Source organism: Adlercreutzia sp. (assembly GCF_056795635.1).
In genome coordinates, this window is record NZ_JBQIIT010000014.1 from 36,687 (window position 1) to 62,029 (window position 25,343).

A 25,343-nucleotide genomic window follows, 5' to 3' on the forward strand; every position below is an offset into this window, starting at 1 on the left:
TGCCGTTACAGGGGTTGAAAGGGGTTCTCGAGAGGGGTTTTCGAATAGGTGCGGCAGACGGGATAGGCGCCGCCGAACTGCGCCTCGATGGCAGCGATCATCTGCGTCTGGCCCATATCCTCCAGCATCTCGCGCGTGATCCAGCCGTACCCGAGTAGTTCGTCTGCCAGATCCACGCAATAGGTGCAGCGCTGGCACTGACGGTTGCAAGTTGAGGTGCGTTTGAAGAATCTCGTCTTGTCGAGCGCCTTGTTGTCGATATGCGCGCGGAATTCGATGCCGTAGTATCCGATGGAGCTGCACAGCAGGTCGAAGAGGTTGCCGTCGTAGGACTCGTCCAGGTAGGCCTCCGTGCAGCGGAGCACCTTGCTCGGCATCATGTCACGGCCGACGATTTTGAAAAAGCTCGTGATGTCCTCGTAGCGCCGCAGATCCTCGGGTCTGATCCAGTTCGACTTGAAGATCTGCCCGGCATCGCGTCCGATGATGTCGCCGCAGGCGAAGGAGAACGAGGTGCCCTCGTCGCGCTCCTCCTGGGATTTATGCGAGATAAGGTTCATATGGAACTTGCGAAAGGGGCACTTGTTTAGGCATCCCTCATTCACCATGAGCTTGAGCACCACGCCGAGTTTCTCTCGAATTTGCCGCAAAAGTTTCAGGTCGCGGTTGACGCTCGTGTCCATCGTCATGGTGGTAGCCCCTGCCAGCGCGAAGGCCTCGGCACGGGAGAAGCAGTCGATGTCAGCGAGAACCGAGGCGCTGATTTCCAAGTCGGGGCACGCCTCGCGTGCCTGCCCGATAAGGAAGGGGTTGGCGAGCGTGATTGCCTCCACGCCCTGCCGTTCGTGCATGTCGCGAATGAAGCCGATCTGACGATCAAGGGTCTCCTTCTCGTACCAGTCCCCGCCGTCGCAGGTGGAGTTCATCGTGATGTCGACGCGGATGCCCGCCTCGCGAATGATTCCGACCACTTCGACGAACTCGTCCAAGGTCGTCACGTTTCCGACGCGCCCCGAGCCGGTGATGACCTGGGGTGCGTTCAGGTAGATCTCGCGGATGGTGTTGCCGCCTCGCCCTTGAAGGGAGATAAGGCGCTTGAGCGTGTCGGCATCCCCATTGTAGGGAACGGAAAACTCGAGCTGAGTCACAGGGCCCTCTCCTCTCTTGTTAGAAGAAGGGCCCGCCTAACGAGCGGGCCCGCTTGTGCTTGCTAGCGCCGGGCGAGGGCTTAGGCCTCAGCCGTAGCGTCCCAGGACTCAAGACCGGCGGCGTTGCGGCCAGCGATGCGGCCAACGCACCAGTTCTCGGAGCCGTTGCCGCCGGTGATGGCGTAGGTGTGGCCGTTCATGTTGCCGAACGAGCCGGCGGAGTATAGGCGCGGAATCGGATTGCCGCTCGGGTCAACGATGTTGGCGTTTTCGTTGCGGCGAGCACCGCCGATGGTGTTGCAGATGCCTGGGTACAGCGGGATGGCGTAGAACGGGCCGGTCTCTACCTTGGCCAGCTGCTCGCGGCCGAAGTCCTCGTCGACGCCCTTGTCGCACAACTCGTTCCAACGGGCGACCGAGGCCTTCAGCTTTTCAGCGTCCATCTTGTCATCCCACTTGCTGGCGGCGATGTTGGCGGCCAGCTCGTCCAGGGTGGCCCCGGTGGTGATCCAGCCGCGCTCGAGCTCCCACTTGTTGTCGGCGGACCAGCCGGCCCAGCCGCCGAGCTCCGGATCGAGGCCCTCGGTCATATACCCGATGCCCATGCCGCCATTCTCGGTGGCCGCGCCGCCGACCATGCCGCCCCAGGAGCCGCCGTCGAAGGAGGTCTGGTCGAAGATGTACCAAGAGGGGATACGGTCGAAGTCACAGATCTCCTCGTCAAAGTTGGCGTAGGGCTTCCAGCCGCCGTGGGGGCTGAAGATTTCCTCATTGCCCCAGCGCTCGCCGAGACGACTCACCTTGATGTAGTTGGGGGTGGGGCTGCCCACGGACACGCCGCCGGGTACGATCTCCGGATCGTCGAACCAGGCGTCGTCGCCGCCGCAGACCTGCTGCATGTGCCACAGGTCGGCGCCCACCTTCTGGGCCATGGTGATGCCGTCGCCGGTGTTGTACTTCCAGCCGTAGAAGCCGCGCATTGGGTAGCACTTCAAGTACTTGGCCTGCAGTTCCTCGTTGAACTCGAAGCCGCCGGTGCACAGGATGACTCCCTTGGAGGCCTTCACGGCCTTGGGGGTCTCGTCGGCGCCCATGAGGGTGTAGCAGCCGATGATCTCCTTGGTGATTGGGTTCTGGATGAGCTCCTCGTCATGGCAGTCGAACAGCACCTCGATGCCGCGGTCCTGGCGATGCTGGTCCATGGCCTCGAAGAAGCCGGCACCGTAGCCGTCGCCGGAGCCGATGTACATCTCCTCGTAGCCGGTGAAGATGTTGTACTCGGCACGGGGGCTGTCGCCCAGGGTGTACTCGAGACCGTATTCGTCGGCATAGTCGGGGTTCTGCACGGCCTCCTCAGCCCAGGCCTGGCAGACCTCCATGGGGGTCTGGCCGTGGAAGGCCTCGAAGGCGAACTGGGCGGCTGCGTCGGCATCGTGGGGGGCGGTCCACTGGCCCATGTTGATGGACGAGGATCCGCCGCCGCGGAACGGTGACTTCTCCAGGTAGAGCACCTGGGCGCCCTCGTCGAAGGCGGTGATGCCGGCCCACAGGCCCGCTCCGCCGTAGCCGATTACCAAAACGTCGGTCTCGTAGTCCCAGGTCGCGGGCATCCACTCGGGGGTGCTGCCGGTCTCAGACAGCGCGGCGTCGTTGCCGGCGCACCCGGCCAGGGCGGCGGCGCCGGCAACGCCGGCGGCGGCCAGGGCGGAGCCCTTCAGAAAAGAGCGGCGAGATACTTCCTCCATGTTTTCCTCCTTAACAAGGCTTGCTATGCCATCCGCCGGAATGCGGATGATGCTGAAGTGGGAATGGCCGCACCCGGGCCCCGCAGAGGGAGGGATTGACGGGGCCGGGCGGAACCGGGTTCAATGAAAAGCGCTGTCTTACTCGTGGCAGGTGTTGCACTCGTAGACGTCCATGTGGTGGCAGCCCTTGCATGCCTTCTTCGCCGTGTTCTCGATGGCGTCGTCGGAGTGCATGCTGTGGCAGCTGCCGCAGTCGATGGTCGTGTGATCTTCGTTCTCGGGCAGGGCGTGGGGGTTCACCACGGTGCCGTTGGTGTCGGTGAGAACGGCGCAGGATTCGGTCTTGGCGGCCAGATCCTCCTGGCTGCCGTGGCAGCCGCTGCTGAAGCAGGCGGTGGTATCGACGGTGGTTGTCTTCAGTCGCTTGGGCGTCTTGTCGCCGAACTGCACGCCATCGTGGGCGGTCGCGAGGCCGTCGACGTCGCTATGGCAGGTGGTGCACTCTTGCGTCGCATGGTTGGATGCGGGCATGGTCGCGTCGCCGAGAGAGTCGCCCTCGGTGCTGTGGCAGGTGGCGCAGTCGGCGTCTGCGGAGAACGTGAAGTCCCCCGTCATTACGGCGCTCTCGTCGGCTTCTGTCTGCGAGCCTGTGTCCGTCTCACTGAGATTCGCCGTTTTCGGGGCGCAGCCGACCGTCCCCAGGGACATGAGCGCGATGGCGCTCGCGACGGCGGAGGCAAGAGCGATCTTGCGCAGGGATACGTGGGCCATGTTCCTCTCCTTCCAAGTGGCTCCGGCGGCTCTCTCGTCGTCCCGCCGGATTGAATCCGCTGGGCGGCATTGTGCGTCCCCGGTACCGAAATGCCATCATCCAAAGCCGATGCTTCGCGGGACAAGGCAGATTATTTTGGTGGTACCCCATCATCTAAAAGGGATGAAAGGCCAGGTAGAGAGCGGGATGACGTAGGTCGGATTGTGGTCGGTTGCCGGCCTTGCCCTTGCTATACTGCCCTTTGACCGCACATCGATACGGGAGGGTCGACGATGGTAGGAATGACGAAGGATGGCGGCGCACTGCCGTCCCAAGGGTCGGAAGGCGCTTCCGCAAAGGGCGTACTCTTGGTTGTTGTCGGGTGCGTTGGCGCTCAAACGTGGCTTCTCATTGTCGGCGTGATCGCCGACATGTATCGGGGCGGCGCCCTGGCGCTGTCGGGGTTGAACCCCCTTCTCTTCTCTTATCTCGTCGTTTTGGGGGCGACGGCGTGCGGAGCATCCTTCGCTCGCTGGAGGGGGGAGTGGGCTCGAGGCGTTTACGGGGCGTTTGCGGGAACACTGGCGGCCATTGTTGGCGCAGCGCTTCTACTTGTTCCCGAGCAGGACGGCTCGGTGGCGGTCGCAGTTTTGCGCATCATGTCCGGCGCGCTGCTCGGCCTGGGTGGCGGCTTGCTCTCCATGGCATGGAGCGAGCGCTTCGGGCGGTTGGACGCCCCCGCGCGCTCTCGGGCATCCTTTCTCATTGTGCTCGCCGCCTGCCTGCTGGCGGCCTTCGCCCAGTCCATGGGCATCCATTGGTCTCTGCTTGCAGCGGTCGTCGTGCTCTCGGTTGCCTCTAATGTGCTGTTCCTAGTATCGGCGTCTCACGGTGCGAGTCCTGCAGGGGCTCCTTTGCCGACGGCGCGGCTGAGAGGGGCTTTTGCCCGCATTGCCGTGTCCTACGGACTGTTCGGCCTCGTCTTTGCCATGATGATCACTCAGTTTCTCATTGCACGTCACGGTCACGCACTGTCGTGGACGTGGTTGTTGAGCCTTGGCGGCGTCGTTGTCGCACTCGCGGCCGTGCTTGTGGCGAGGGCGGTGCTGAATCAGGGATTCAGCTGGCTGCTCATTCTGCGCTTCGCGGTCATCCCTGTACTTGTGGCCTTCTACCCCTTCGATGCCGGAAGCGAGTTTTCCCTGCGCTTTGCCATGGGAGCCTCGGCGGTGGCCCTGTGGATATATCTTTCTTTGATGGCGGGGGTAGCGGCGGAGGCGGCCGGACAAATTCGCGCGCCCTTTGCCCTTGTGTGGGGCGTGGCCTTAGGTGCGCTTGCTTTGGGCGCGGCTTCGGGGTCGAGTTTGGCGCTTATGATGGAGAGCTTCGATATCCAGGGTCATGTGAGCGTGACGGCAATTGCAGCCATGGTACTTGCCGTTATCGCGTCGGATGTGGTGCTCACGCGTGGAGGTTTGGCTAGGGCTTACAAAAAGGCTGTAACTGCCGCAGGGGGCAAGGAGGCGGAGCCTGCCGACGACGGCGCATCATTCGACGAGCGGGTAGCTGCCGTGGTCGAGGCCTACGCGCTGACCGATCGCGAGGCGGAGGTGCTGGGGATTTTGGCACGCGGCCACGGTCTGGTTCGGGTGCAGGAGTCCCTCTTCATCGCCGAGGGTACCGCGATCACCCATCGTCGCCACATCTACCAGAAGCTGGGGGTTCACTCCAAGGCCGAGCTTATCGATCTGGTGGCCACATTCGGCGATGAGGGGATCGACGAGGACTGAGTGCCGCGCGGCCTCCCCGCTGAACGTCGGTCCTCCCTGGCGAACGGCAGTTTCCCCTGGCTCTTTCAATCGACTTCCTCGCGGGCCCAGCCAAATGTGAACATTTTGTGCCGCTCGTCGGAGGATATAGATACGCCCGGGTGCGTGGCGTTTGACACACGGCCTGAACCCCCGTAATATGCTCCGTCGCGCCTCGCCGAGGCGTTTGTTTTGTGCAGTGTAAGCTCGTGGATAAAAGGAAAGGAAAAGAGTCTTGCCTACAATCAACCAGCTGGTCCGCAAGGGCCGCAAGAAGTCGGTCGACAAGTCGAAGACCCCGGCTCTCAAGGGTAACCCGCAGAAGCGCGGCGTGTGCACTCGCGTGTACACCACCACCCCGAAGAAGCCGAACTCCGCTCTTCGCAAGGTCTGCCGTGTGCGTCTCGTCAACGGTATGGAGGTCACGGCCTACATCCCCGGCGAGGGCCACAACCTCCAGGAGCACTCCATGGTGCTCATCCGCGGCGGCCGTGTAAAGGACCTTCCCGGTGTCCGTTACAAGGTCATCCGCGCGGCGCTCGACTGCGCTGCGGTGGACAACCGCAAGCAGGCCCGCAGCCGCTACGGCGCCAAGCGCCCGAAATAACATTCGTTAAGCCGCGCGGGCCGAGCGTGTTCGGCCTAATGGACGGGGCACCGTCCCGAAGCGCGCAGAAGCAAAAGGAGAAACTACATGCCGCGTCGTGCAGCAGCAGTCCGCCGCGAAACGCAGCCGGACGCAAAGTTCAACAACCGTCTCGTCACGCAGCTGATCAACAAGGTCCTGCTTGACGGTAAGAAGTCCATCGCCGAGAACATCGTCTACGGCGCCTTCGACCTCGTCGCCGAGAAGACCGGCGAGGATCCGCTGGCCGTGTTCAAGAAGGCCATGGACAACGTGCGCCCCACCCTCGAGTGCAAGCCGAAGCGCGTGGGCGGCGCCACCTACCAGGTGCCGATGGAGGTCAACTCCCGTCGCGCCACCACCCTGGCCATCCGTTGGATCGTCGACTTCTCGCGCAAGCGCAAGGAGCACACCATGATCCAGCGTCTCGCCAACGAGATCATCGACGCTTCCGAGAACACCGGCGCCGCCGTGAAGAAGCGCGAGGATATGTACAAGATGGCCGAGGCCAACCGTGCGTTCTCGCACTATCGCTTCTAAGGCTGGTGTGATATATGGCTAAAATCGATCTGAAGGATACGCGCAACATCGGCATCATGGCCCACATCGATGCAGGCAAGACCACCACGACCGAGCGCATCCTCTACTACACGGGCAAGACTCACAAGATCGGCGAGGTGCACGACGGCGCCGCTACCATGGACTGGATGGTCCAGGAGCAGGAGCGCGGCGTGACCATCACCGCTGCCGCCACCACCTGCTTTTGGAAGTACCCCGGCGGCAAGGCCGACGGTAAGGAGTACCGCTTCCAGATCATCGACACCCCCGGCCACGTGGACTTCACGGCCGAGGTGGAGCGCTCCCTGCGCGTGCTCGACGGCACCGTGGCCGTGTTCGACGCCGTTGCCGGCGTGCAGCCGCAGTCCGAGACCGTGTGGCGCCAGGCCGAGCGCTACGGCGTGCCCCGCATCGCCTTCATCAACAAGTACGACCGCGTGGGCGCCGACTTCTTCCGCGCCATCCAGACCATGCGCGATCGTCTGGGCGCCAAGGCCGTGGCCGCTCAGGTCCCCATGGGCGCCGAGGACAACTTCTGGGGCGTCATCGATCTGGTGACCATGACCGCGTGGGACTTCAAGGCCGACGACAAGGGCATGACCTACCCCGAGCCCATGGATGCCATCCCGGCCGAATTCGCCGATGATGCCGCCATGTACCGCCAGGAGCTTCTGGAGGCCGCCGCCGACTGCGACGACGACCTCATGGAGAAGGTCCTGATGGAGGAAGAGGTCACCGTCGAGGAGCTGAAGGCCGCCATCCGCAAGGGTGTCATCGCCTGCCAGATCAACCCCGTGTTCGTGGGCTCCGCCTACAAGAACAAGGGCGTGCAGGAGCTGCTGGACGCCGTGGTCGACTACATGCCGTCCCCCGTGGACATCCCCGCCATCAAGGGCACCAACCCCGACACCGATGCCGAGGAGGAGCGCCCCGCAGACGTGAAGGCCCCGTTCTCTTCCCTGGCCTTCAAGATCATGACCGACCCCTACGTGGGCAAGCTCACCTACCTGCGCGTCTACTCCGGCGCCCTGGACGCGGGCAGCTACGTGCTGAACGCCGTGAAGGGCAAGAAGGAGCGCATCGGGCGTCTGCTGCAGATGCACTCCAACCAGCGCGTGGACATCGACGCCTGCCAGGCCGGCGACATCGTCGCCGTCGTGGGCCTGAAGGACACCTCCACCGGTGACACCCTGTGCGCCGAGAACGCGCCGATCATCCTGGAGTCCATGGAGTTCGCCGATCCGGTTATCGACATCGCCGTGGAGCCCAAGACCAAGGCCGAGCAGGACAAGATGGGCGTGGCCCTGGCCAAGCTGGCCGAGGAGGACCCGACCTTCCGCGTGTCCACCAACCACGAGACCGGCCAGACCATCATCGCCGGCATGGGCGAGCTGCACCTGGAGATCATCGTCGACCGCCTGCTGCGCGAGTTCAAGGTGGAGGCCAACGTGGGCAAGCCCCAGGTTGCCTACCGCGAGCGTCCGGGCCACGAGGTGCTGAACGCCGAGGGCAAGTTCGTGCGCCAGTCCGGTGGTCGCGGCCAGTACGGCCATGCGGTCATCAACATGTACCCGCAGGAGGCCGGCAAGGGCTACGAGTTCGTCAACAAGATCGTCGGCGGCGTGGTGCCCAAGGAGTACATCCCCTCCATCGACAAGGGCATCCAGGAGGCGCTGAACTCTGGTGTTCTGGCCGGCTACCCGGTCGAGGACGTGAAGGTCGAGCTCATCGACGGCTCCTACCACGACGTTGACTCCTCCGAGGCTGCCTTCAAGGTGGCCGGCTCCATGGCCATCAAGGACGCCCTGCGCAAGTCCAACCCGGTCATCCTCGAGCCGGTCATGGCCGTCGAGGTGGAGACTCCCGAGGAGTACACCGGCTTCGTCATGGGCGATATCCCGTCCCGCCGCGGCCTCATCCAGGGCCAGGAGCAGCGCAGCTCTTCGGTCGTCATCGAGGCGAAGGTCCCGCTGGGCAACATGTTCGGCTACGCGACCGACCTGCGCTCCGGCACCCAGGGCCGCGCGGTGTACACCATGCAGTTCGACTCCTACGAGCCCGTGCCCAAGTCCGTGCAGGACGAGATCATCAGCAAGGCCGGCGGCAACGCCTAGGGCGCCCGTCAGCAACTTCTATTTGGAGGTAATGTAAGTGGCAAGTCAGAAGATTCGCATCCGCCTGAAGGGGTACGATCATGAGATCGTGGATCAGTCCACGCGCCTCATCGTCGACACCGCTCAGAAGACGGGTGCCAAGGTTTCCGGTCCTATTCCGCTGCCGACGGAGCGCAATCTGTACTGCGTCATCCGCGGACCCCACGTGAACAAGGACTCCCGCGAGCAGTTCGAGATGCGCACCCACAAGCGCCTCATCGACATCCTGGAGCCGACCCCCAACACGGTCGATTCCCTGATGCGTCTCGATCTCCCCGCTGGCGTTGACATCGAGATCAAGCTGTAAAGGAGGTTTGGGACATGATTAACGCTATCTATGGCAAGAAGATCGGCATGACCCAGATCTTCGACGAGGACGACCGCATCGTCCCCGTGACGGTCATCCAGGCCGAGCCGAACACGGTGTGCCAGGTGAAGACCGTGGACACCGACGGCTACGAGGCCGTGCAGATGGGCTTCGGCTACATCAAGCCGCGCCGCGTGAACCGCCCCATGCAGGGTCACTTCGACAAGCAGGGCGCCGAGCCGAAGCGCTATCTGCGCGAGGTGCGCGTGGAGAACGCCGGCGAGTACAAGGTGGGCGACACCCAGACGGTGGCCGCTTTCGCCGAGGTGAAGAAGGTGGACGTCACCGGTACGTCCAAGGGTAAGGGCTTTGCCGGCGTCATGAAGCGCTACGGCTTCCGCGGCGGCCCGGGCGGCCATGGTGCGCACTTCCACCGCGCTCCCGGTTCCGTCGGCCAGTGCGCCACGCCCTCTCGCGTGTTCAAGGGCCTGCGCCTGCCGGGCCACATGGGCTGCGATACCGTGACCGTGAAGAACCTCGAGGTCGTGCGCATCGACGAGGAGCAGAACCTGATCCTCGTGAAGGGCGCTGTCCCCGGTGGCAAGAACGGCATCGTGCGCGTGCGCATGGCTTAGTGAATCGATCGGTAACAAGGAGTTACAGAAATTATGGCAACTATTGAGATTAAGGACGTGAAGGGCGCTGCCGCTGGCACGGTCGATGTGAACGACGCCGTGTTCGGTATCGAGCCGAACGTGCCTGTCATGCACCGCACGGTGAAGGCGCAGCAGGCCGGTTGGCGTCAGGGCACCGCTAACACGCGCACCCGCGGCATGGTCCGCGGCGGCGGCAAGAAGCCGTGGCGTCAGAAGGGCACCGGTCGTGCCCGCCAGGGTACCATCCGCGCTCCCCAGTGGGCCGGCGGCGGTACTGTGTTCGGCCCGCACACCCGCTCCTACGACCAGAAGGTCAACAAGAAGGAGATCAAGCTAGCCATGCGCAGCGCCCTGTCCGCGAAGCTGGCCGACGGCGAACTCGTGGTGGTCAAGGACTTCAACTTCGAGAAGCCCTGCACCAAGGACGCCGTGGCGCTGATCAAGGCCCTGGGTCTGGAAGGCAAGCGCATCTGCGTGGTCATCGGCAACGAGGACATCGAGGCGTTCCTGTCCTTCCGCAACATCCCCGAGGTGAACATCCTGCCGGTGGGCGATATCAACACCTACGAGCTGATCGACAACAAGACGCTCGTCATCGCCGAGCCGTGCCTGGCCCGCATCGAGGAGGTGCTTGCATAATGGAGAAGAATCCCCGCGACGTCATCATCCGCCCCGTCATCACGGAGCACAGCTACGATGCCATGGAGAACAACGTGTACACCTTCGAGGTGGCCAAGGATGCCAACAAGGTTGAGATTCGCCAGGCCATCGAGGCTATCTTCAAGGTGAAGGTGGTCAAGGTGAACACCCTGAACGTGAAGTCGAAGCCGAAGCGCGTTCGCTACCAGGAGGGTCGTACCCGCACCTGGAAGAAGGCCATGGTCACCCTGGCCGAGGGCGAGACCATCGAGATCTTCGCCAGCTAGTCGTCGCTTTCACGCGATAGGCTGAACGAACGGCGCCCCCGCCTCATCCGAGGCGGGGGCGCTTTGCGTGTGGGAGCGTGGCGCGGACGGGAGGGAGAGGCGCCGCGGGCCCCGATGGGTGCTGGGGGATGGGGTGCCCTTAGGCGGCGGCCATCTTCAGGATCGTGGCCAGGCTCACACCCTCCACCTCGGCATTGGCGATGGCACCGCCGCCGGGGACGTTGCTCGCGCAGGAACAGGCCATGATGTAGCTCTCGGCCCCCTCCTCGCTGGCCATTTCATCAACTGTGGCCGTAAAGGAGGCGCCGCCCGGAGCGCTCACGTCAATGGCGCTCGCGGCTTGGGTCTCGTAGGCGGGCATGGCGGTGCAGAGCACGGCTGCTGCCTTCGCGAACACACCGGCGATGCTCTCGGTGGCGGTCAGTGAGCCCTGGTCGAAGGAGAAGGTCCCCTCGACGGGAACGGCCTCTACAACGGTAGAGCCGGCGGCCTCCCGGGCCGTGACAGCGGTGGGTGTCGACCCTGCATCGGGGGCATCGGCGGGGGCGGCGACGGCCATGGTGGCACCGCCGGAGACGAGGGCGACGGCGGATAGGGCGCTGCCAACGATCTTCAGAGTGTCCTTGTGCATGACGGTAAATCCTTCCTACTCTTCCACGTTCACGAACAGCGTGACGGGCTTCTTCATCTGCGTGCCATTCACATCAGTGGCCTGCAGTTTCACCTGGTACTTGCCGGCTTCGGCGGGCGTCCAGTCCATGGAGTAGGTGACCCACTGGAAGGGATCGAAGTTCGTGATCTGGTCTCTAACGGGAAACTCCTGCCAGGTCTTGCCCATGTCGAAGCTGAAGGACACGCTGGCCAGATCACCCACTACGCGGTTCCAGCTGTACACGGCGCCGGTGAGGTTCACCGGCTCGCCCACCTTGGCGGTGATGCCGTCCTCTTGGAACCACATGCCGTTGATGGGGTAGCTTGGGGAGGGCTCGTCGGATTCGGCCATCATCGGGCCCTTGAAGTAGCTCTCGTCCTGGGTGAAATCGATGGACTGGATGTGCTTCACCTGCCGGGCGCCGGGGTTGCCCAGGGACACGAGCGTCATAGGGGCGCCGTCGTCGTCACTCAAGTCCTCGCCGTAGTACTTCAGGGCGATGTAGGCATCCTCGGTGTAGGTGCTCGCTTCCAGATTCATGGGCGGGAAGGCCTGCCAGCCGTCGGCGCCGGTGGCGTTCACAGCGTTCACGCCCTCGGCCAGGCCGCCGCATTGCTCGATCAGGTAGGCCACCGACACGCCCGACATGGGGATGTTGGACACGAGGGAGCCGCCGCGGCCGTTGGTGGCGCAGGCCAGCGCCATGGTGAACTCGGTCTGGGGCATGGCCTCCAACTCGGCCTTAGTGAAAGAGCGCGGGTTCTTCACGCCAGTCAGGCTCACGGTGTTGTTCTCGTCGCACACGGCATCGAAGCTGAAGGGCTCGCCGTTCTTCTCGGTGACCTCGGGGCCCCAGTTGTTCACGATGAAAACGTCGTCATGATCGGTGACGGCCTGGTCGAGTTTCACGTCGAGGGTCGGGGCACTGTCCTGGGTCATGCCGTTGATGAAGCCGCCGAAGAAGCCGCGGGAGTCGACCCAGTTCTGCTCCATCTCGTTGCCGTCGATGTTGGGATAGCCGCCCAGGGCCGGCTCGTCGTAGAAATCATCCCACAGGATCATCTGGTAATCGCCCTGACCGCCGGCGGAGTTCATGGCATGACAACTCCAGCAGTTTCCGTTGGCCTCCACGAAGGCGGCGCTGCCGTAATGGCTTGCGTGAATGAGATCGCCCAGATAGGGTCCGGTGAGCGCCGTGTGGCCTCGATGGCAGGGCTCGCAGTCCTGATAGGTCAGTGCCTTGTCGTAGCCCACATGGGTCAGGATGTGGCTGTAGCCATCCTTCATGTTCATAACGTCCCACAGATCTTCGTGGCATGAGTTGCAGCCGCGGTTGCCGGCGTTCAGCATATCGGTGGTGCTGAAGGTATCGTTGAAGTTGCCCGCCGACTTCTCGGTGAAGTCGGGGCACATTCCCTCGATCTCCTCTGCCGGGGCGCCCCCCTCCTCGGCTGTCCCCGTGGCGGGCGTGGTGGCTTTGGGGGCGCACCCCCACAGCGCGAGCGCTATGGCGAGCACCGCGGCGGCTATGGCGAGCGCCATAGCGAGCTTCGAGAACCGCATGGCTTCCCTCTTCCCCATGTTCCTCTCCTTTCTCGATTTATTCGGGCCCGCGCCATCTTTCTTTCCGTTACTTGGGCTGCGGGCTGCTCCCACCATAGGGAAGGAGCCTCCCCTTGAAATCAGTAAGGGTTGTTGATCTTTTCATGCCGTCTCAACAACTCTTGTTGATTCGCCAGAAATGCCCGGTGATATGATGAAGTCGGATAGAAAGAGCTCGAGGACGCGAGAGGGGATCGGCGTGATGCGAGGGGAGCGAGAGGAGCGGAGATCGTCGGAGGATACGCCTCGAAACGGTCGGAGTGCGGCCCCCTCGGGGCTCGGGTGGACGTTGACGGCGATGGTGGCCCTCGTGTCCTCGGCCATGCTGCTGCACGAATCGGCGAGCTGGGAGCTCGGCTATGTGGTGCTGGCGGGTTCGCCTGTGAACGTGCGCGCCTACTCGTGCGACGCCCATTCGCTGGGCCTGGTGTTCGGCTACGCCCTTACCCAGGCATGGGGCCCGCGGTTCGCCCTCAGCATCCGCGACATGACGGCGTGGCTCGTCTTCTTCGTCGTACAGTTTGTAGACGTGCTGGCGTTCTATTGGCTCATGGGCGGCGCCGGCCCGTTGTTCGCCGTTGTGGTGGTGCAGTTCGTGGGCGCCGCATCGGGGGCGATGTTCTTTGTGGCGGCCAGTCAGACGGCCTCCGTACTCTCTCCGCGGCAATTCCTGCTGTCGGTGGTGGCGGTTATTGGGGGCACGACCCTGATCGTGCAGGGACTGTTCAGTGTGCTGGAAACCAACGCGCCCCTTGTCGTATCGGAGTTTTTGCATTTGGGATTGGTGGGCGCAGCAGCGTTCGCCACGGCGCGCGCGACGCGGCCGGGATCCTGCCTTGTGGCCGCCTACGAGGCGGTGGCCTATCTGCCCATTCGCTGCCAGGGGCCTCGCGGGGACGATGGGGCTGAAGGGCCATCTGGCACGAGCGCAACTCCGCGCGCTCTTGCAAGTGGTTGGCGCAGCGAGGCGCGGGAGGAGGCCGGCGCGATGCCATCGTTCGTCCAGCTTGGCGGCGTTCTGCGTCGTGGTCCGCTCTGCGTGCGGCTCTTCCTCATTGTGGGAGCCTACGGTGCGGTATTCGGTTTTCTGCATGTGGTGCCGTTGGCCCTGCCCCTCGGTGTGGTGGCCCGGGTAAGCTCGTTTCTCATGGGAGCGGCTGTGGCTCTGGCGCTGTTCGTCGCTACCATGCCGCCCAGCCATGCTCGGGATGTCTCCTGGATATGGAATCGCTTCTATCGCTTCGTGTTTCCGGTGGTTACCGTAGCGGCCCTTCTGGGTCCCCTGACGGCTTCCACTGAGTTCCTGCCAGCGCTTATCATGCAGATGTGCGCGCTGTACTACTTCGACGCGCTTCTGGCCACCGCCTGCTATGCGGTGTGCCGCGCTATCCACGCCGCTCCCTTCCAAGTATTCGGGCGCGCCTTTCTCATCCGTTCGGTGGGCTTTCTGGCTGGCAATGTCATCGGCTCGGTCGTGCATGATACCGTGGTGCTGGATGCGGCGGTATTCAGCGTCGTCGGCACGGCGGTGTTCGTGCTGCTCGTGCTCGTCACCTTCAACACGAACTCCGAGCGCTACGCTAAGACAGTCTGGGGCCTTCTGCCCCACGAGGATCCCCGCGGCCGCTATGAGCGCCGTCACGCCGAACGCTGCGATGCTTTGGCCGCAGATTGGGGGCTGACCGGGCGCGAGAGCGAGGTGCTGCGGTTCTTGGCCGAGGGACGCCGCCCCAAGGAAATCAGTGAGACCCTCGTGGTGTCGGTGGCTACGGTGCGCTCCCATGTGCATGCTATCTACACCAAGGCCGGTGTGCATTCCGCCGATGAGCTGGCGGCTCTCATTCGGGAAGAGGGCGGGGAGGGGTAGCTCTGCTGGCTCGTTCGTCCGTGACGGAGCCGTTCGGTGAATGGCGGCTTGCCTCGTAAGGGGCCGCCCTTGGAAAGCCCGCGCCCTTGACGGGCTTTTCCCGTGTTTCGCGGCCGGGGAGGTGACCGGCACGGGGTTCTCGTGTATCGTAGGGAAGAAGTATCCGAACGGAATGCGGAGGCGTTATGGCGTTCGTTGAGTTTCGCGACGTGAGCAAGATGTACCAGATGGGCGAAGTGTCGGTGGCCGCCGTGCGCGACATGAGCTTCCAGATAGAACAGGGAGAGTTCGTCGTCATCGTGGGGCCGTCCGGCGCCGGCAAGACGACGCTGTTGAACATGCTCGGGGGCATGGACTCGGCCACCTCGGGCACCATTCTGCTCGATGGCGCCGAGGTGAGCTCTTTCAACCGCAAGCAGCTGACCCAGTACCGCCGCCACGACATCGGCTTCGTGTTCCAATTCTACAACCTCGTGCAGAACCTCACGGCCCGGGAGAACGTGGAGCTGGCGAGCCAGATCTGCCGCGACCCGCTGCCGGCCGACGAGGTGCTGGCCGCCGTGGGCCTCGAGCAACGGGCCCGCAACTTCCCCGGGCAGCTCTCGGGCGGCGAGCAGCAACGGGTGGCCATCGCCCGCGCCTTGGCGAAGAACCCCAAGCTCCTGCTCTGCGACGAGCCCACGGGCGCCCTGGACTACGAGACGGGCAAGGCCATCCTGAAGCTCCTGCAAGATACCTGCCGCACGACGGGCCGCACCGTGGTGGTGGTCACCCACAACAGCGCCTTCACGGCCATTGCCGACCGAGTCATCCATGTGCGCGAGGGATCGGTGGCCGCTGTGGAGCGCAACGAGGCGCCCCTGTCCGCCGAGGTGCTGGAATGGTAGGCGGCCGCCCGGCCTGCGCTCCCTTCGCGAAGGCGGAGGGGTGCCGATGAGGGCCTTCAGCAAGGACGTCGTCCGTTCCATCCGCCACTCCCTCGGCCGCTTCGTGGCCCTGGCCGCCATCGTGGCCCTGGGCACCGGCTTCTACGCCGGCCTGCGCATGGCGCCCCCCGACATGAACCTGGCCGCCGACGCCTACTACGACGGTGCCGCCCTCATGGACGTGCGCGTCGTCTCCACCTTGGGGCTCACCGAGGAGGACATCGAGGCCCTGCGGGCCGTGGACGGCGTGGAAGGGGTCATGGGGGCCTACTCCGCCGACGTGCTGGCCACCATGAACGACGAGCAGTACGTCATGCGCGTGCACTCCCTCTCGCCGAGCGCCGCCACAAGCGTTCAGGAGGGCTCTGCCGTCGTCTCCGATGACGGCGACTACCTGAACCGCCTCGAACTGGCCGAGGGGCGCTGGCCGGCGGCCCCGGGGGAGTGCGTCATCTTCAACGACAAGGTCATGAGCGGCCCCTCCGAGCTGGGGGACACCATCGTGGTGGACGGCTCGGTGGGCGAGGGGGCCGACGCTCTGGCGCGCACGGAGTTCACCGTAGTGGGCCGCGTGCACTCGCCGCTCTACGTGAGCTCCACGGCCATGGGCACGTCCACCATCGGCTCGGGCACGGTGGAGCAGTTCATGTACGTGATGCCCGAGGACTTCGATCCCGACCTGCCCTTCGTGGAGGCCTACCTCACCGTGGCCGGCGCCGCCGAGCTGCCGGCGAACAGCGCCGCCTACGATGAGCGTGTGGCCGCGGTGGTGGCCGCCGTCGAGGCTATCGCCCCCGAGCGGGAGCAGGCCCGCGTGGCGGGGCTCCAGGCCGAGGCCCAGGCCGATCTGGACGAGGCGCGGGCCGAGTTCGAGGAGGAGAAGGCCCGCGCTCAGACCGAGCTGGGGGATGCCCGCGCTGAGCTGGATGCGGCCAAGGCCGAGCTGGACGACGGCCAGCGACAGCTGGATTCCGCGGCGAGTACCCTGGCGGCCAATGAAAAGAAGATCAGCGACGGCGAGAAGCAGTACGTCCAGGGCACCGACGCCCTCGCGAAGCGCCGGGCCGATGCCGATGCGCAGTTCGCCGAGGCCCAGGCGGCGGTGGAGGCCAACGAGGCGAACCTGGCCGAAGCGAAGGCGGCCCTGCCGACCCTGGAGGCCTCCCTGGCCCAGGTGGAGGCGGCCCTGGCCGCTCCGGATCTGCCGGCCGAGCAGCGGGCCCAGCTCGAGGCCCAGAAGGCCGAGCTGGAGAAGAACATCGCCGACATCGGCGCGGCTGCGGTGGCCCTGGAAGAGGCCAAGGCCCAGCTGGCGGCCCAGCGCACGGCCGCCGAGGAGCAGATGGCCGCGGCCCAGAAGCAGCTCGACCAGGGCAAGCTGGACGTGGAAGAGGGCAAGACGCGCCTGGAAGAGGGCCGGGCCGAGTACGAGCAGGCCAAGGCCGACCTGGAAGCGGGCCGCGCCGAGTACGAACGAGGCGTGGCCGACTACGACGCCGCAGCCGCCGAGGCCAACGAGAAGCTCGATAAGGCCGAACGGGAGCTGGCCGATGCCCAGCAAGAGATCGACGACATCGAGCCGCCGGACTGGCTCGTTATGGACCGCTCAAAGAACTTCGGTCTGGTCAGCTTCGAGAACGACGCTGCTCGCGTCGACGCCATCGCCTCCTTCTTCCCCCTCATCTTCTTCCTCGTGGCGGCATTGGTGGCCCTCACCACCATGACCCGCATGGTGGAGGAGGAGCGCATGCTCATCGGTACCTTCAAGGCCCTCGGCTACTCCCGGGCGCGCATCACGTCGAAGTACCTCATCTACGCGGCCCTGGCCGCCGGCCTCGGCAGCCTCATCGGTATCGGGGTCCTCTCCCAGCTGCTGCCGTGGGTGGTCATGGAGGCCTACTCCATCGTCTACTACGTGCCGAACGGCCCTCTGGCTGTGGACTGGCCCATCGCCCTGGCCGCTGCCGGCATCGGCGTGGGCATCACCCTGGCCGCCACTTGGGCCGCTGCGGCCGCCACCCTGCGCGAGACTCCGGCCGCCCTCATGCAGCCGCCGGCGCCCAAGGCGGGCAAGCGCATTCTCCTGGAGCATATCGGCCCCCTGTGGCGGCGCCTGTCGTTCTCGTGGAAGGTCACCTTCCGCAACATCTTCCGCTACAAGCGCCGCCTCATCATGACCTGCGTGGGCATTGCCGGCTGCACGGCCCTGCTGCTCACGGGTCTGGGGCTCCAGAACTCCATCAACGACATCATCGACGTGCAGTACGGCGAGATCGTGGACTACAACGTCGTCATCACCGAGAAAGAGGACGCCGCCGACGCCGATCGCGAGGCCGCGCGCGCCCTGTTGGACGATAAGGACCAGCTGCCCGTGGCCGTGCGCGCCACCGAGGCCTCCCTGATCGCGGTGGGCGCCAATGGCACCGAGGCCATGACCACCATTGTGGCCCCCGACGACCCCTTGGCCTTCCAGGGGCTCTGGCACTTCCGCGCCCGGGAAGGCCACGAGGCGCGCGACCTGACCGATGAGGGAGCTATCGTCACCGAGAAGCTCGCGGTGAAGCTGGGGCTTTCCGTGGGCGACGAGATCACCTTCGCCGAGCAGGACGACCTGGGCAACGCCACGGCCGTCACCTACACCGTGCCCGTGGCCGCCGTCGTCGAGAACTACATCGGCGACTACGCCTTCATGACGCCCGCGGTCTTCGAGCGCACCTTCGGCGAGGAGCCGGACAACCTTACAGTATACGCCCGGGCCACCGACGACGGGGAAGCGCGGGCGGCCCTCTCCGAGGCCCTGCGCGCGACCGGGGCCGTGGACACCGTGGCCTTCAACGACGAGGTCATCGACTCCTATCGCCAGATGCTGAAGTCGGTGGACATGGTCGTGGTGGTGCTCGTGGTGGCCGCGGCGGCGCTGGCCTTCATCGTGCTGTACAACCTCACGAACATCAATATCACCGAGCGGGCCCGCGAGATCGCCACGCTGAAGGTGCTCGGCTTCACGCCCCGGGAGGTGAACGCCTACATCTTCCGCGAGATCGTGCTGCTCACCATCCTGGGGGCGCTTGTGGGACTGGGGCTCGGCGTGGTGCTGGAAGGGTTCGTGGTGGTCACCGCCGAGGTGGACCAGGTGATGTTCGGCCGCACCATCCATGCCGCGAGCTTCGGGATCGCCTTTGCGCTCACCATGGTGTTCACCGCCGTGGTCATGGTGGCCATGCGACCCAAGCTGGCGAAGATCGACATGGTGGAGAGCCTGAAGAGCAACGAATAGCCGTCCGGCTGTCGGGATTGCTCGCTACTTCGTGATCTTTCCCTGCTCGACCCACCGGCGGATGCGGTAGCTCACTCCCAGGTCGTCGCAGATGGTCTGGCAGGCGGCCTCTTCTTCGGGGGTGAGGGTGGTCTCCACCGTGGTCATGGTCACCTCGGGCACATATCGGCTGACCTTGCGGGCGAAATCCAGCATGGCGGGGAAGGCCTCCTCGCCGAAGCGGCTGCGCGTCAGCTCGGCGTAGCGCTCGGGGCTTGGGGTGTTCAGCGAGATGGATACCGCATCGACGATGCCCGCGAACTCGGGCGCGATATCGCGGTCGCAGATCAGCGATCCCTGGCCGTTGGTGTTCACGCGCACGGGCAACCCGTAGGTCTCCTTCACGTAGGCGGCCACGGGCTTCAGCACCTCCCATGCCTCGGTGGGCTCGCCGAAGCCGCAGAAGACCACTTCGCCGTAGCGGCTCATGTCGAATTTCGCGAACTCGTCGCGCACTTCCTCGAACGTGGGCTCGCGCTCAAGCCACAGGCTGTCCGATCCACAGACCGATTCTCCCTGGCTGCGCAGGCAGAAGGTGCAGCGGCACGAGCAGCGGTTCGTCAGGTTCACGTACAGGCCGTCATACACCTCGTACAGCATGGTCATGGCTTTCGACACGGTGCGTCCTTTCTCGTTCGGCGTGTCCGGCTTCTAATCCAGTTCTCGAATGACTTCCTCGAAGGCCACCCCGTCGGTGACGGGAATGCCCATCGCGGCCGAGCGCTCGATGCAGCGCCCGATGAACGTGGCGGCCTTCTCCACCGAAGTGCGGAAGGGCAGGCCCTTTACCGCGTCGGCGGCAATGATGGCGGCGAATACGTCGCCGGTGCCCGAGCGGTCGCCGCCCTGCTGGGGTGTGCGCACGGTGAAGGCGCCCCCGCCGCGCTCGTAGCCCACGTTCACGACGGCGCCCTCGCGCACGACGCCGGTGATCACCACAGAGCGCGGCCCCGCGGCGGCCACGCGCTCGGCCATGGCGGCCACGGTCTCCAGCGAGGCATCGGCGGGGTAGGGCTCGCCGAGCAGCAGCGCCGCCTCGGTCAGGTTGGGCGTGACGATATCGGCGGCGGCCACCAAACGGCCCATAGAGGCGCACATGGCAGGGGTGTAGGTGGCATAGGGGCGCCCATAGTCGCCCATCACGGGATCGACCACCACCACGGTGCCGTCCGTCGCGAACTCGCGGAGGAAGCTCTCCACGATGGCGATCTGATCGGCCGACCCGAGAAAGCCCGTGCAGATGCCCGCGAATTGCAGGCCGAGCTTGCGCCACTCGGCGATGTGCTCTTCCATGTGCGCGGTGAAATCCTGGAAGCTGAAGCTGTCGAACATCGTGTGGTTGGACAGCACCGCCGTGGGCAGCGGGCAGCACTGCACGCCCAAATGAGAGATGATCGGCAGCTGCACGGCCACCGAGCAGCGCCCGAACCCGGTGTAGTCGTTCACGAGCGCGATCTTCTTCTGTCGGTTGTGCGGCATGGGGCCTCCTTTTCCGGCGTCGAGCGCATCCCGGCCCCGCATCGCAGCGAGCCGCAGGCGAGGTTGCGCAGTCTCTCATGATACACCCCTGTGTTGCGCCTCTGTTTCCGGATTGCCGCCCCGGGCTTCGGGCGGCGTGTGTGCTACCATAGCGCCCAAACCTTTTGAGGGGTCGCACAGGAGCGGCCCCCGTTCATGGAGAAGGAGCATTCAACCGTGAAAGTAACCGAGAAGAAGTTGGCCGACGGCGTCATCAAGCTGGATTGCGAGGCGACGGCCATCGAGGTGAACAATGCCCTGAAAGAGGCCGGCGAGGCCTTTGCGCTGTCCATGGGCGTGCGCCCCCAGCCCGGCAAGAGCATCGAGCAGCTGTGCCAGGAGCAGATGGGCATCGCCGATCTGGACAAGATCGTGGAGACGAGCGCCATCGAGATCCTCGTGCCCCGGGCGCTCGACCGCCGCAACCTCGTGCCCGCCTTCCCGCCCAAGGCCACGCCCGCCACAAAGTTCGAGCGCGGCAAGAAGTTCTCCTTCACGCTGAGCGTCACCGTGAAGCCCACCTACGAGCTGTCTTCCTACGACCCGGTCGAGGTCACGGTGCAGCCCTTCGTCTTCGACGAGAGCCCCATCAACCAGCAGCTCGAGGAGATCGCCAAGAACTCGGTCACCTACGTGGCCGCCGATCCGAAGCCGCTTGAGGCTGGCGATGCCTGCTCCATCGCCATGAAGTGCTTCGACGACGGCGAGGAGATCAAGGCGCTCACCTGCGAGGACCGCACCTACCTCATGGGCCGCGGCTATATGCCCGCCGGCTTCGACGAGGCGCTCGTGGGCATGGAGCCGGGCCAGACCAAGGAGTTCACCTTCGAGGCTCCGCTCGGCACCGAGAACGGCGAGGTGACGAACAAGCCCATCTCCTGCACTGTGACCGTGAAGGAGATCCAGGAGGAAGTGGTGCCGGTCATCGACGACGCCTGGGTGAAGGCCAACATGCCCATGTTCAAGGATCTCGATGCCCTGAAGGCCGACATGCGCCGCGTCTTCGAGGCCCAGCAGCGCGAGGCCTACGAGGGCTACGTGCAGCAGATGTGCGTCGGCCAGCTCACCCGCCGCTTCGAGGGCCGCATCGCCGACGAGGTCTACGAGGCCACCCGCGACCACCTCATGCAGAACCTTCGCGCCGAGCTTTCCCAGGCCGGCACGACCTGGGAGCAGTTCGTGGCTGCCAACGGCGGCGAGCAGCAGTTCGGCATGATGCTCATGATGCAGACCCGCGAGGTGCTCGTCCAGGGCTTCTGCCTCGATGCGGTGTACCGCCACGAGCGCCTGACCCTCACCGACAAGGACCTGGAGGACGCCTGCTACGGCATGAACCCCCAGGGCAACCCCAAGGCCATGCGGGCCGATCTGGAGGCCTCGGGCCGCGGCTTCGCCCTGCGCGAGACCGCCGAGCGCCTGAAGGCCGCTCGCTTCGTGACGGCCCACGCGAAGATCACCACCGCCGCGGCCCCCGAGCCCGCAGCCGCGCCTGAAGAGTCCGCGGCCCCGGCCGAGGCAGAATAAGGAACCTGCGGTAGGGCAAGGGCCATGCCCTTGCCGCCCAGCAAGAGAGGCTCCGCCGAGCGGGGAGGGGCAACCTTCTTTCCCGGCATCGCCTTTCGACCAGTGCACCCACCCGGGCGGGCTTCGGCCCGCCCGCTTCATGGAAGGAGCGTCTCCGTGGCACCAAAGCGCCCGAAGCGAAACTCTCCGGCTTCGGCAGGCCCCGCGGCGCTGCCGTCTTCGGCTTTCCTGCCTACCACCCGCGCCGAGGCCGATGCGCGCGGTTGGGGCCAGCTCGACTTCGTCTACGTCTCGGGCGATGCCTACGTGGACCACCCCTCCTTCGGCAGCGCCATCATCACCCGCGTGCTGGAATCCCACGGCTACACGGTGGGCATCATCGCCCAGCCCGATTGGAACGAACCGGCCAGTATGACCGTCTTCGGCGAGCCGCGCCTGGGCTTCCTCGTGTCGGCGGGCAACATGGACTCCATGGTGAACCACTACACAGTGAACAAGAAGCGCCGCCGCGAGGACGCCTACACTCCGGGCGGGGAAGCGGGCCGCCGCCCCAATCACGCGGTCGTGGTGTACGCGAACCTCATTCGGCGCACCTACAAGAAGACTCCCGTCATCTTGGGCGGCATCGAGGCCAGCCTGCGCCGGCTCGCCCACTACGACTACTGGTCCGATTCCCTCAAGCGCTCTATCCTCATGGACTCGGGGGCCGATCTCATCTCCTACGGCATGGGGGAGCGCTCCATCGTGGAGATCGCCGACGGACTGGCCGCGGGCCTTTCCGTGGAAGACCTCACGTTCATCGACGGCACGGTGTTCCGCACCCGTTCCCTGGATCATGTGGTCGATTACGAGATGCTGCCGAGCTGGGAGGCGGTGTCCGCCGACAAGCGCACCTTCGCGACAAGCTTCGCCGCCCAGTACCGCGCGAGCGATCCGGTGAGCGGCAAGCGGCTTGTGGAGACCTATCCCCACGGGGTGTACGTGGTACAGAATCCGCCGGCCGCCCCGCTGACCCAAAACGAGATGGACGCCGTCTACCGGTTACCCTACGCCCGCACATGGCACCCGTCCTACGACGCGGCCGGGGGCGTGCCGGCCCTTTCCGAGGTGAAGTTTTCCCTCACCTCCTGTCGCGGCTGCTTCGGTGAGTGCGCCTTCTGCGCGCTCACCTTCCATCAGGGGCGCATCGTCACGGGCCGCTCCCACGAGTCGCTTCTGGAAGAGGCCCGCGCCATGACCGCCGACCCCGACTTCAAGGGCTATATCAACGACGTGGGCGGCCCCACGGCGAACTTCCGCGGGCCGGCCTGCGCCAAACAGCGCGCCCGGGGCGCCTGCGTCGACCGCCGCTGCCTGGGCACGAAGCCCTGCCCGGCGCTCAAGGCCGATCACCGCGACTATACGGGCCTGCTGCGCAAGCTGCGGAAGCTGCCCGGCGTGAAGAAGGTGTTCGTGCGTTCCGGCATCCGCTTCGACTACGTCATGGCCGACCCCGATCCCGACCGCACGTTTTTGCGCGAGCTGACGGCCCACCATGTGTCCGGCCAGCTGCGTGTGGCTCCCGAGCATGTATCCGATACCGTGCTGGCCGCCATGGGCAAGCCGCCGCGGGCCGTCTACGACGCCTTCTGCGAGGCCTTCGACGAGGCGAACCGAGCGGCGGGGAAGAACCAGTTCGTCGTGCCCTATCTGATGTCGTCGCACCCGGGCAGCACGCTCGCCGAGGCGGTAGAGCTGGCCGAGTACGTGCGCGATATGGGCTTCAACCCCGAGCAGGTGCAGGATTTCTACCCCACGCCCTCCACCATCTCCACGTGCATGTACTACACGGGGCTGGACCCGCGTACCATGGAGCCCATCTACGTGCCGAAATCCGCCCGCGAGAAGGCCATGCAGCGCGCGCTCATCCAGTACCGCAACCCCGCGAACTACGACCTGGTGCGCGAGGCCCTCGTGAAGGCGAAGCGCACCGACCTCATCGGCTGGGACGAGCATTGCCTCATCCGCCCCGTGCGTCCCAAGAAGCGCGACGGGGAGGACGGGTCGCCCCGCCGCGGTGCGGGCGGGAAGGGCAGCGCCGGCAAACAGTCGAAATCGGGCAAGCGGCCGCGACCCGACGCCGGCAAGCCCGGTGCGGCCCCCAAGGTGGGCAAGCCGGGGAAGGGGAGGCCGTCAAAGGCCGGAGCGCCCAGCCGTCCCGGCCCCGCTGCGGCCCAGCGCGTCGGCAAGCCTCCCAAGGCAAGCGGCCGCAAGGGCGGCATCCGCAAGGGGCGATAGGCGCGTTGGCCGGCCGCCGCGCATCTTCCCCGTATGTGGCAGAAATGTGAGGGCGCGACCGTCGGCGAAAAACTTCTTGAATGCGTCATGGCCCACGCCTATAATGCATCTTTGCGTCTGTGTGGCCAGCGATGGATACACCCGGGCGCGTGGTTAGACGGCGTCGCGACGGAGAGCCTCCATCTGCGCCGATCGGCAATCGCCTGACCACTCAAAGTAGGGGAGCTTCCGGTGTGCGGAGAGGCGCGCGAGCGGAAGATCCGAAGTAAGGGGCGACGTCACGCGCACCGGTTGCCGTTACCGGCCGGAGCGGTGGGGAAGCCCGAGGTTAAGAAAGGTTGTTACTGTGGGAATCAAACAGTACAAGCCGACGAGCCCCGGCCGACGTTTCCAGACGGTCTCCGACTTCGCGGAGATCACCACGTCCAAGCCGGAGAAGTCTCTGCTGGCCCCGAAGCCGAAGAAGGCCGGTCGTAACTGCTACGGTCGCATCACCACCCGTCACCAGGGCGGCGGCAACAAGCAGCGCTACCGCATCATCGACTTCAAGCGGAACAAGGACGGCGTGCCCGCCAAGGTTGCCACGATCGAGTACGATCCCAACCGTTCCGCCCGTATCGCTCTGCTGCACTACGTTGACGGCGAGAAGCGCTACATCATCCACCCGAAGGGCCTGAAGGTGGGCGACATCGTGGTGTCCGGCCCCGAGGCCGACATCAAGCCGGGCAATGCCCTGCCCCTGGCCAACATCCCCGTCGGTACGCTGATCCACAACGTGGAGCTCCAGCCGGGCAAGGGCGCGGCTATCGCCCGTTCCGCCGGCACCTCCATTCAGCTCATGGGCAAGGAAGGCAACTACGCCGTCCTGCGCATGCCTTCTTCCGAGATGCGCCGCGTGCTCATCACCTGCCGCGCCACCATCGGCGAGGTGGGCAATGCCGAGCACTCCAACATCAAGATCGGCAAGGCCGGCCGCAAGCGTTG

At 65.2% G+C, this 25,343-nt stretch carries 21 protein-coding genes; 14 read left to right on the forward strand and 7 right to left on the reverse strand.

The genetic code is table 11. The features are described 5' to 3' along the window. Positions 1-5: 5 nt before the first annotated feature. The 3 genes from ACTOXK_RS08920 to ACTOXK_RS08930 all read right to left on the reverse strand — a co-directional run bounded on the left by ACTOXK_RS08920 (position 6) and on the right by ACTOXK_RS08930 (position 3,664). Positions 6-1,148, reverse strand: a complete 1,143-nt coding sequence (locus ACTOXK_RS08920) for a U32 family peptidase (protein WP_482277807.1) — start codon at positions 1,146-1,148, stop codon at positions 6-8. 80 nt (positions 1,149-1,228) lie between these two features. Next, positions 1,229-2,893: an FAD-dependent oxidoreductase gene (locus ACTOXK_RS08925; RefSeq protein WP_482277808.1), complete on the reverse strand. Its 1,665-nt coding sequence runs from the start codon at positions 2,891-2,893 to the stop codon at positions 1,229-1,231. Positions 2,894-3,031: 138 nt separating this feature from the next. Then, complete coding sequence (locus ACTOXK_RS08930) at positions 3,032-3,664, reverse strand: cytochrome c3 family protein (protein WP_482277809.1); 633 nt, start codon at positions 3,662-3,664, stop codon at positions 3,032-3,034. A 282-nt stretch (positions 3,665-3,946) separates the two neighbouring features. On the opposite strand from ACTOXK_RS08930, the gene ACTOXK_RS08935 reads away from it, so the two are divergent. The 8 genes from ACTOXK_RS08935 to rplW all read left to right on the forward strand — a co-directional run bounded on the left by ACTOXK_RS08935 (position 3,947) and on the right by rplW (position 10,677). Then, positions 3,947-5,434, forward strand: a complete 1,488-nt coding sequence (locus ACTOXK_RS08935) for a response regulator transcription factor (protein ID WP_482277810.1) — start codon at positions 3,947-3,949, stop codon at positions 5,432-5,434. Positions 5,435-5,687: 253 nt separating this feature from the next. Then, a complete protein-coding gene (gene rpsL, locus ACTOXK_RS08940; RefSeq protein ID WP_016309240.1) occupies positions 5,688-6,059 on the forward strand; it encodes a 30S ribosomal protein S12 in 372 nt (123 codons plus the stop codon). An 87-nt stretch (positions 6,060-6,146) separates the two neighbouring features. Next, positions 6,147-6,617: a 30S ribosomal protein S7 gene (gene rpsG, locus ACTOXK_RS08945; RefSeq protein WP_016309239.1), complete on the forward strand. Its 471-nt coding sequence runs from the start codon at positions 6,147-6,149 to the stop codon at positions 6,615-6,617. A gap of 14 nt (positions 6,618-6,631) precedes the next feature. Next, positions 6,632-8,749: an elongation factor G gene (gene fusA, locus ACTOXK_RS08950; RefSeq protein WP_482277811.1), complete on the forward strand. Its 2,118-nt coding sequence runs from the start codon at positions 6,632-6,634 to the stop codon at positions 8,747-8,749. Between the two features lie 37 nt (positions 8,750-8,786). After that, on the forward strand, positions 8,787-9,095 hold the full coding sequence (gene rpsJ / locus ACTOXK_RS08955; protein WP_016309237.1) for a 30S ribosomal protein S10: 309 nt from the start codon (positions 8,787-8,789) through the stop codon (positions 9,093-9,095). Between the two features lie 14 nt (positions 9,096-9,109). Continuing rightward, complete coding sequence (gene rplC, locus ACTOXK_RS08960) at positions 9,110-9,730, forward strand: 50S ribosomal protein L3 (protein WP_482277812.1); 621 nt, start codon at positions 9,110-9,112, stop codon at positions 9,728-9,730. 33 nt (positions 9,731-9,763) lie between these two features. Continuing rightward, the gene (gene rplD, locus ACTOXK_RS08965) at positions 9,764-10,390 is read left to right on the forward strand and encodes a 50S ribosomal protein L4 (protein WP_482277813.1); all 627 of its coding nucleotides are present in this window, start codon (positions 9,764-9,766) and stop codon (positions 10,388-10,390) included. Beyond that, entirely contained in the window at positions 10,390-10,677 is a 288-nt protein-coding gene (gene rplW / locus ACTOXK_RS08970) for a 50S ribosomal protein L23 (RefSeq protein WP_482277814.1), read from the forward strand. Before rplD ends, rplW begins: the two co-directional genes overlap by 1 nt. A 139-nt stretch (positions 10,678-10,816) precedes the next feature. On the opposite strand, the gene ACTOXK_RS08975 is transcribed toward rplW, so the two are convergent. Together ACTOXK_RS08975 and ACTOXK_RS08980 are read right to left on the reverse strand one after the other, a co-directional pair. Continuing rightward, positions 10,817-11,308 carry a molybdopterin-binding protein gene (locus ACTOXK_RS08975; RefSeq protein WP_482277815.1) on the reverse strand — a complete coding sequence of 164 codons (492 nt, stop codon included), beginning with the start codon at positions 11,306-11,308 and terminating at the stop codon, positions 10,817-10,819. 15 nt (positions 11,309-11,323) lie between these two features. Further along, entirely contained in the window at positions 11,324-12,910 is a 1,587-nt protein-coding gene (locus ACTOXK_RS08980; protein ID WP_482277816.1) for a molybdopterin-dependent oxidoreductase, read from the reverse strand. 319 nt (positions 12,911-13,229) lie between these two features. Here ACTOXK_RS08980 and ACTOXK_RS08985 point away from each other — a divergent pair, with 319 nt between their 5' ends. The 3 genes from ACTOXK_RS08985 (at position 13,230) to ACTOXK_RS08995 (ending at position 19,001) form a co-directional block, all read left to right on the forward strand. Beyond that, on the forward strand, positions 13,230-14,798 hold the full coding sequence (locus ACTOXK_RS08985; RefSeq protein ID WP_482279906.1) for a helix-turn-helix transcriptional regulator: 1,569 nt from the start codon (positions 13,230-13,232) through the stop codon (positions 14,796-14,798). A gap of 185 nt (positions 14,799-14,983) precedes the next feature. Further along, positions 14,984-15,685 (forward strand): ABC transporter ATP-binding protein, encoded by a 702-nt coding sequence (locus ACTOXK_RS08990; protein ID WP_482277818.1) that lies wholly within the window; start codon positions 14,984-14,986, stop codon positions 15,683-15,685. 46 nt (positions 15,686-15,731) lie between these two features. Then, the gene (locus tag ACTOXK_RS08995; protein ID WP_482277819.1) at positions 15,732-19,001 is read left to right on the forward strand and encodes an ABC transporter permease; all 3,270 of its coding nucleotides are present in this window, start codon (positions 15,732-15,734) and stop codon (positions 18,999-19,001) included. Positions 19,002-19,025: 24 nt separating this feature from the next. On the opposite strand, the gene ACTOXK_RS09000 is transcribed toward ACTOXK_RS08995, so the two are convergent. Together ACTOXK_RS09000 and ACTOXK_RS09005 are read right to left on the reverse strand one after the other, a co-directional pair. Then, complete coding sequence (locus ACTOXK_RS09000) at positions 19,026-19,658, reverse strand: TatD family nuclease-associated radical SAM protein (RefSeq protein ID WP_482277820.1); 633 nt, start codon at positions 19,656-19,658, stop codon at positions 19,026-19,028. Between the two features lie 33 nt (positions 19,659-19,691). After that, the gene (locus ACTOXK_RS09005; RefSeq protein ID WP_482277821.1) at positions 19,692-20,519 is read right to left on the reverse strand and encodes a pyridoxamine kinase; all 828 of its coding nucleotides are present in this window, start codon (positions 20,517-20,519) and stop codon (positions 19,692-19,694) included. A gap of 216 nt (positions 20,520-20,735) precedes the next feature. On the opposite strand from ACTOXK_RS09005, the gene ACTOXK_RS09010 reads away from it, so the two are divergent. The 3 genes from ACTOXK_RS09010 to rplB form a co-directional block, all read left to right on the forward strand. Then, positions 20,736-22,082: a trigger factor gene (locus tag ACTOXK_RS09010; RefSeq protein WP_482277822.1), complete on the forward strand. Its 1,347-nt coding sequence runs from the start codon at positions 20,736-20,738 to the stop codon at positions 22,080-22,082. A gap of 156 nt (positions 22,083-22,238) precedes the next feature. Further along, on the forward strand, positions 22,239-24,359 hold the full coding sequence (locus tag ACTOXK_RS09015) for a YgiQ family radical SAM protein (protein WP_482277823.1): 2,121 nt from the start codon (positions 22,239-22,241) through the stop codon (positions 24,357-24,359). 346 nt (positions 24,360-24,705) lie between these two features. Beyond that, a partial coding sequence (gene rplB / locus ACTOXK_RS09020; protein WP_482279907.1) for a 50S ribosomal protein L2 occupies positions 24,706-25,343 on the forward strand: 638 nt, incomplete at its 3' end.

Coding starts and splice junctions, on each gene's coding strand:
- ACTOXK_RS08980 (WP_482277816.1), bottom strand. CDS start 12,910: ATGGGGAAGAGGGAAGCCATGCGGTTCTCGAAGCTCGCTATGGCGCTC.
- ACTOXK_RS08990 (WP_482277818.1), top strand. CDS start 14,984: ATGGCGTTCGTTGAGTTTCGCGACGTGAGCAAGATGTACCAGATGGGC.
- rplC (WP_482277812.1), top strand. CDS start 9,110: ATGATTAACGCTATCTATGGCAAGAAGATCGGCATGACCCAGATCTTC.
- ACTOXK_RS08925 (WP_482277808.1), bottom strand. CDS start 2,893: ATGGAGGAAGTATCTCGCCGCTCTTTTCTGAAGGGCTCCGCCCTGGCC.
- ACTOXK_RS08975 (WP_482277815.1), bottom strand. CDS start 11,308: ATGCACAAGGACACTCTGAAGATCGTTGGCAGCGCCCTATCCGCCGTC.
- ACTOXK_RS08930 (WP_482277809.1), bottom strand. CDS start 3,664: ATGGCCCACGTATCCCTGCGCAAGATCGCTCTTGCCTCCGCCGTCGCG.
- rplW (WP_482277814.1), top strand. CDS start 10,390: ATGGAGAAGAATCCCCGCGACGTCATCATCCGCCCCGTCATCACGGAG.
- ACTOXK_RS09005 (WP_482277821.1), bottom strand. CDS start 20,519: ATGCCGCACAACCGACAGAAGAAGATCGCGCTCGTGAACGACTACACC.
- fusA (WP_482277811.1), top strand. CDS start 6,632: ATGGCTAAAATCGATCTGAAGGATACGCGCAACATCGGCATCATGGCC.
- ACTOXK_RS08995 (WP_482277819.1), top strand. CDS start 15,732: ATGAGGGCCTTCAGCAAGGACGTCGTCCGTTCCATCCGCCACTCCCTC.
- rplD (WP_482277813.1), top strand. CDS start 9,764: ATGGCAACTATTGAGATTAAGGACGTGAAGGGCGCTGCCGCTGGCACG.
- ACTOXK_RS08935 (WP_482277810.1), top strand. CDS start 3,947: ATGACGAAGGATGGCGGCGCACTGCCGTCCCAAGGGTCGGAAGGCGCT.
- rpsG (WP_016309239.1), top strand. CDS start 6,147: ATGCCGCGTCGTGCAGCAGCAGTCCGCCGCGAAACGCAGCCGGACGCA.
- ACTOXK_RS08985 (WP_482279906.1), top strand. CDS start 13,230: ATGGTGGCCCTCGTGTCCTCGGCCATGCTGCTGCACGAATCGGCGAGC.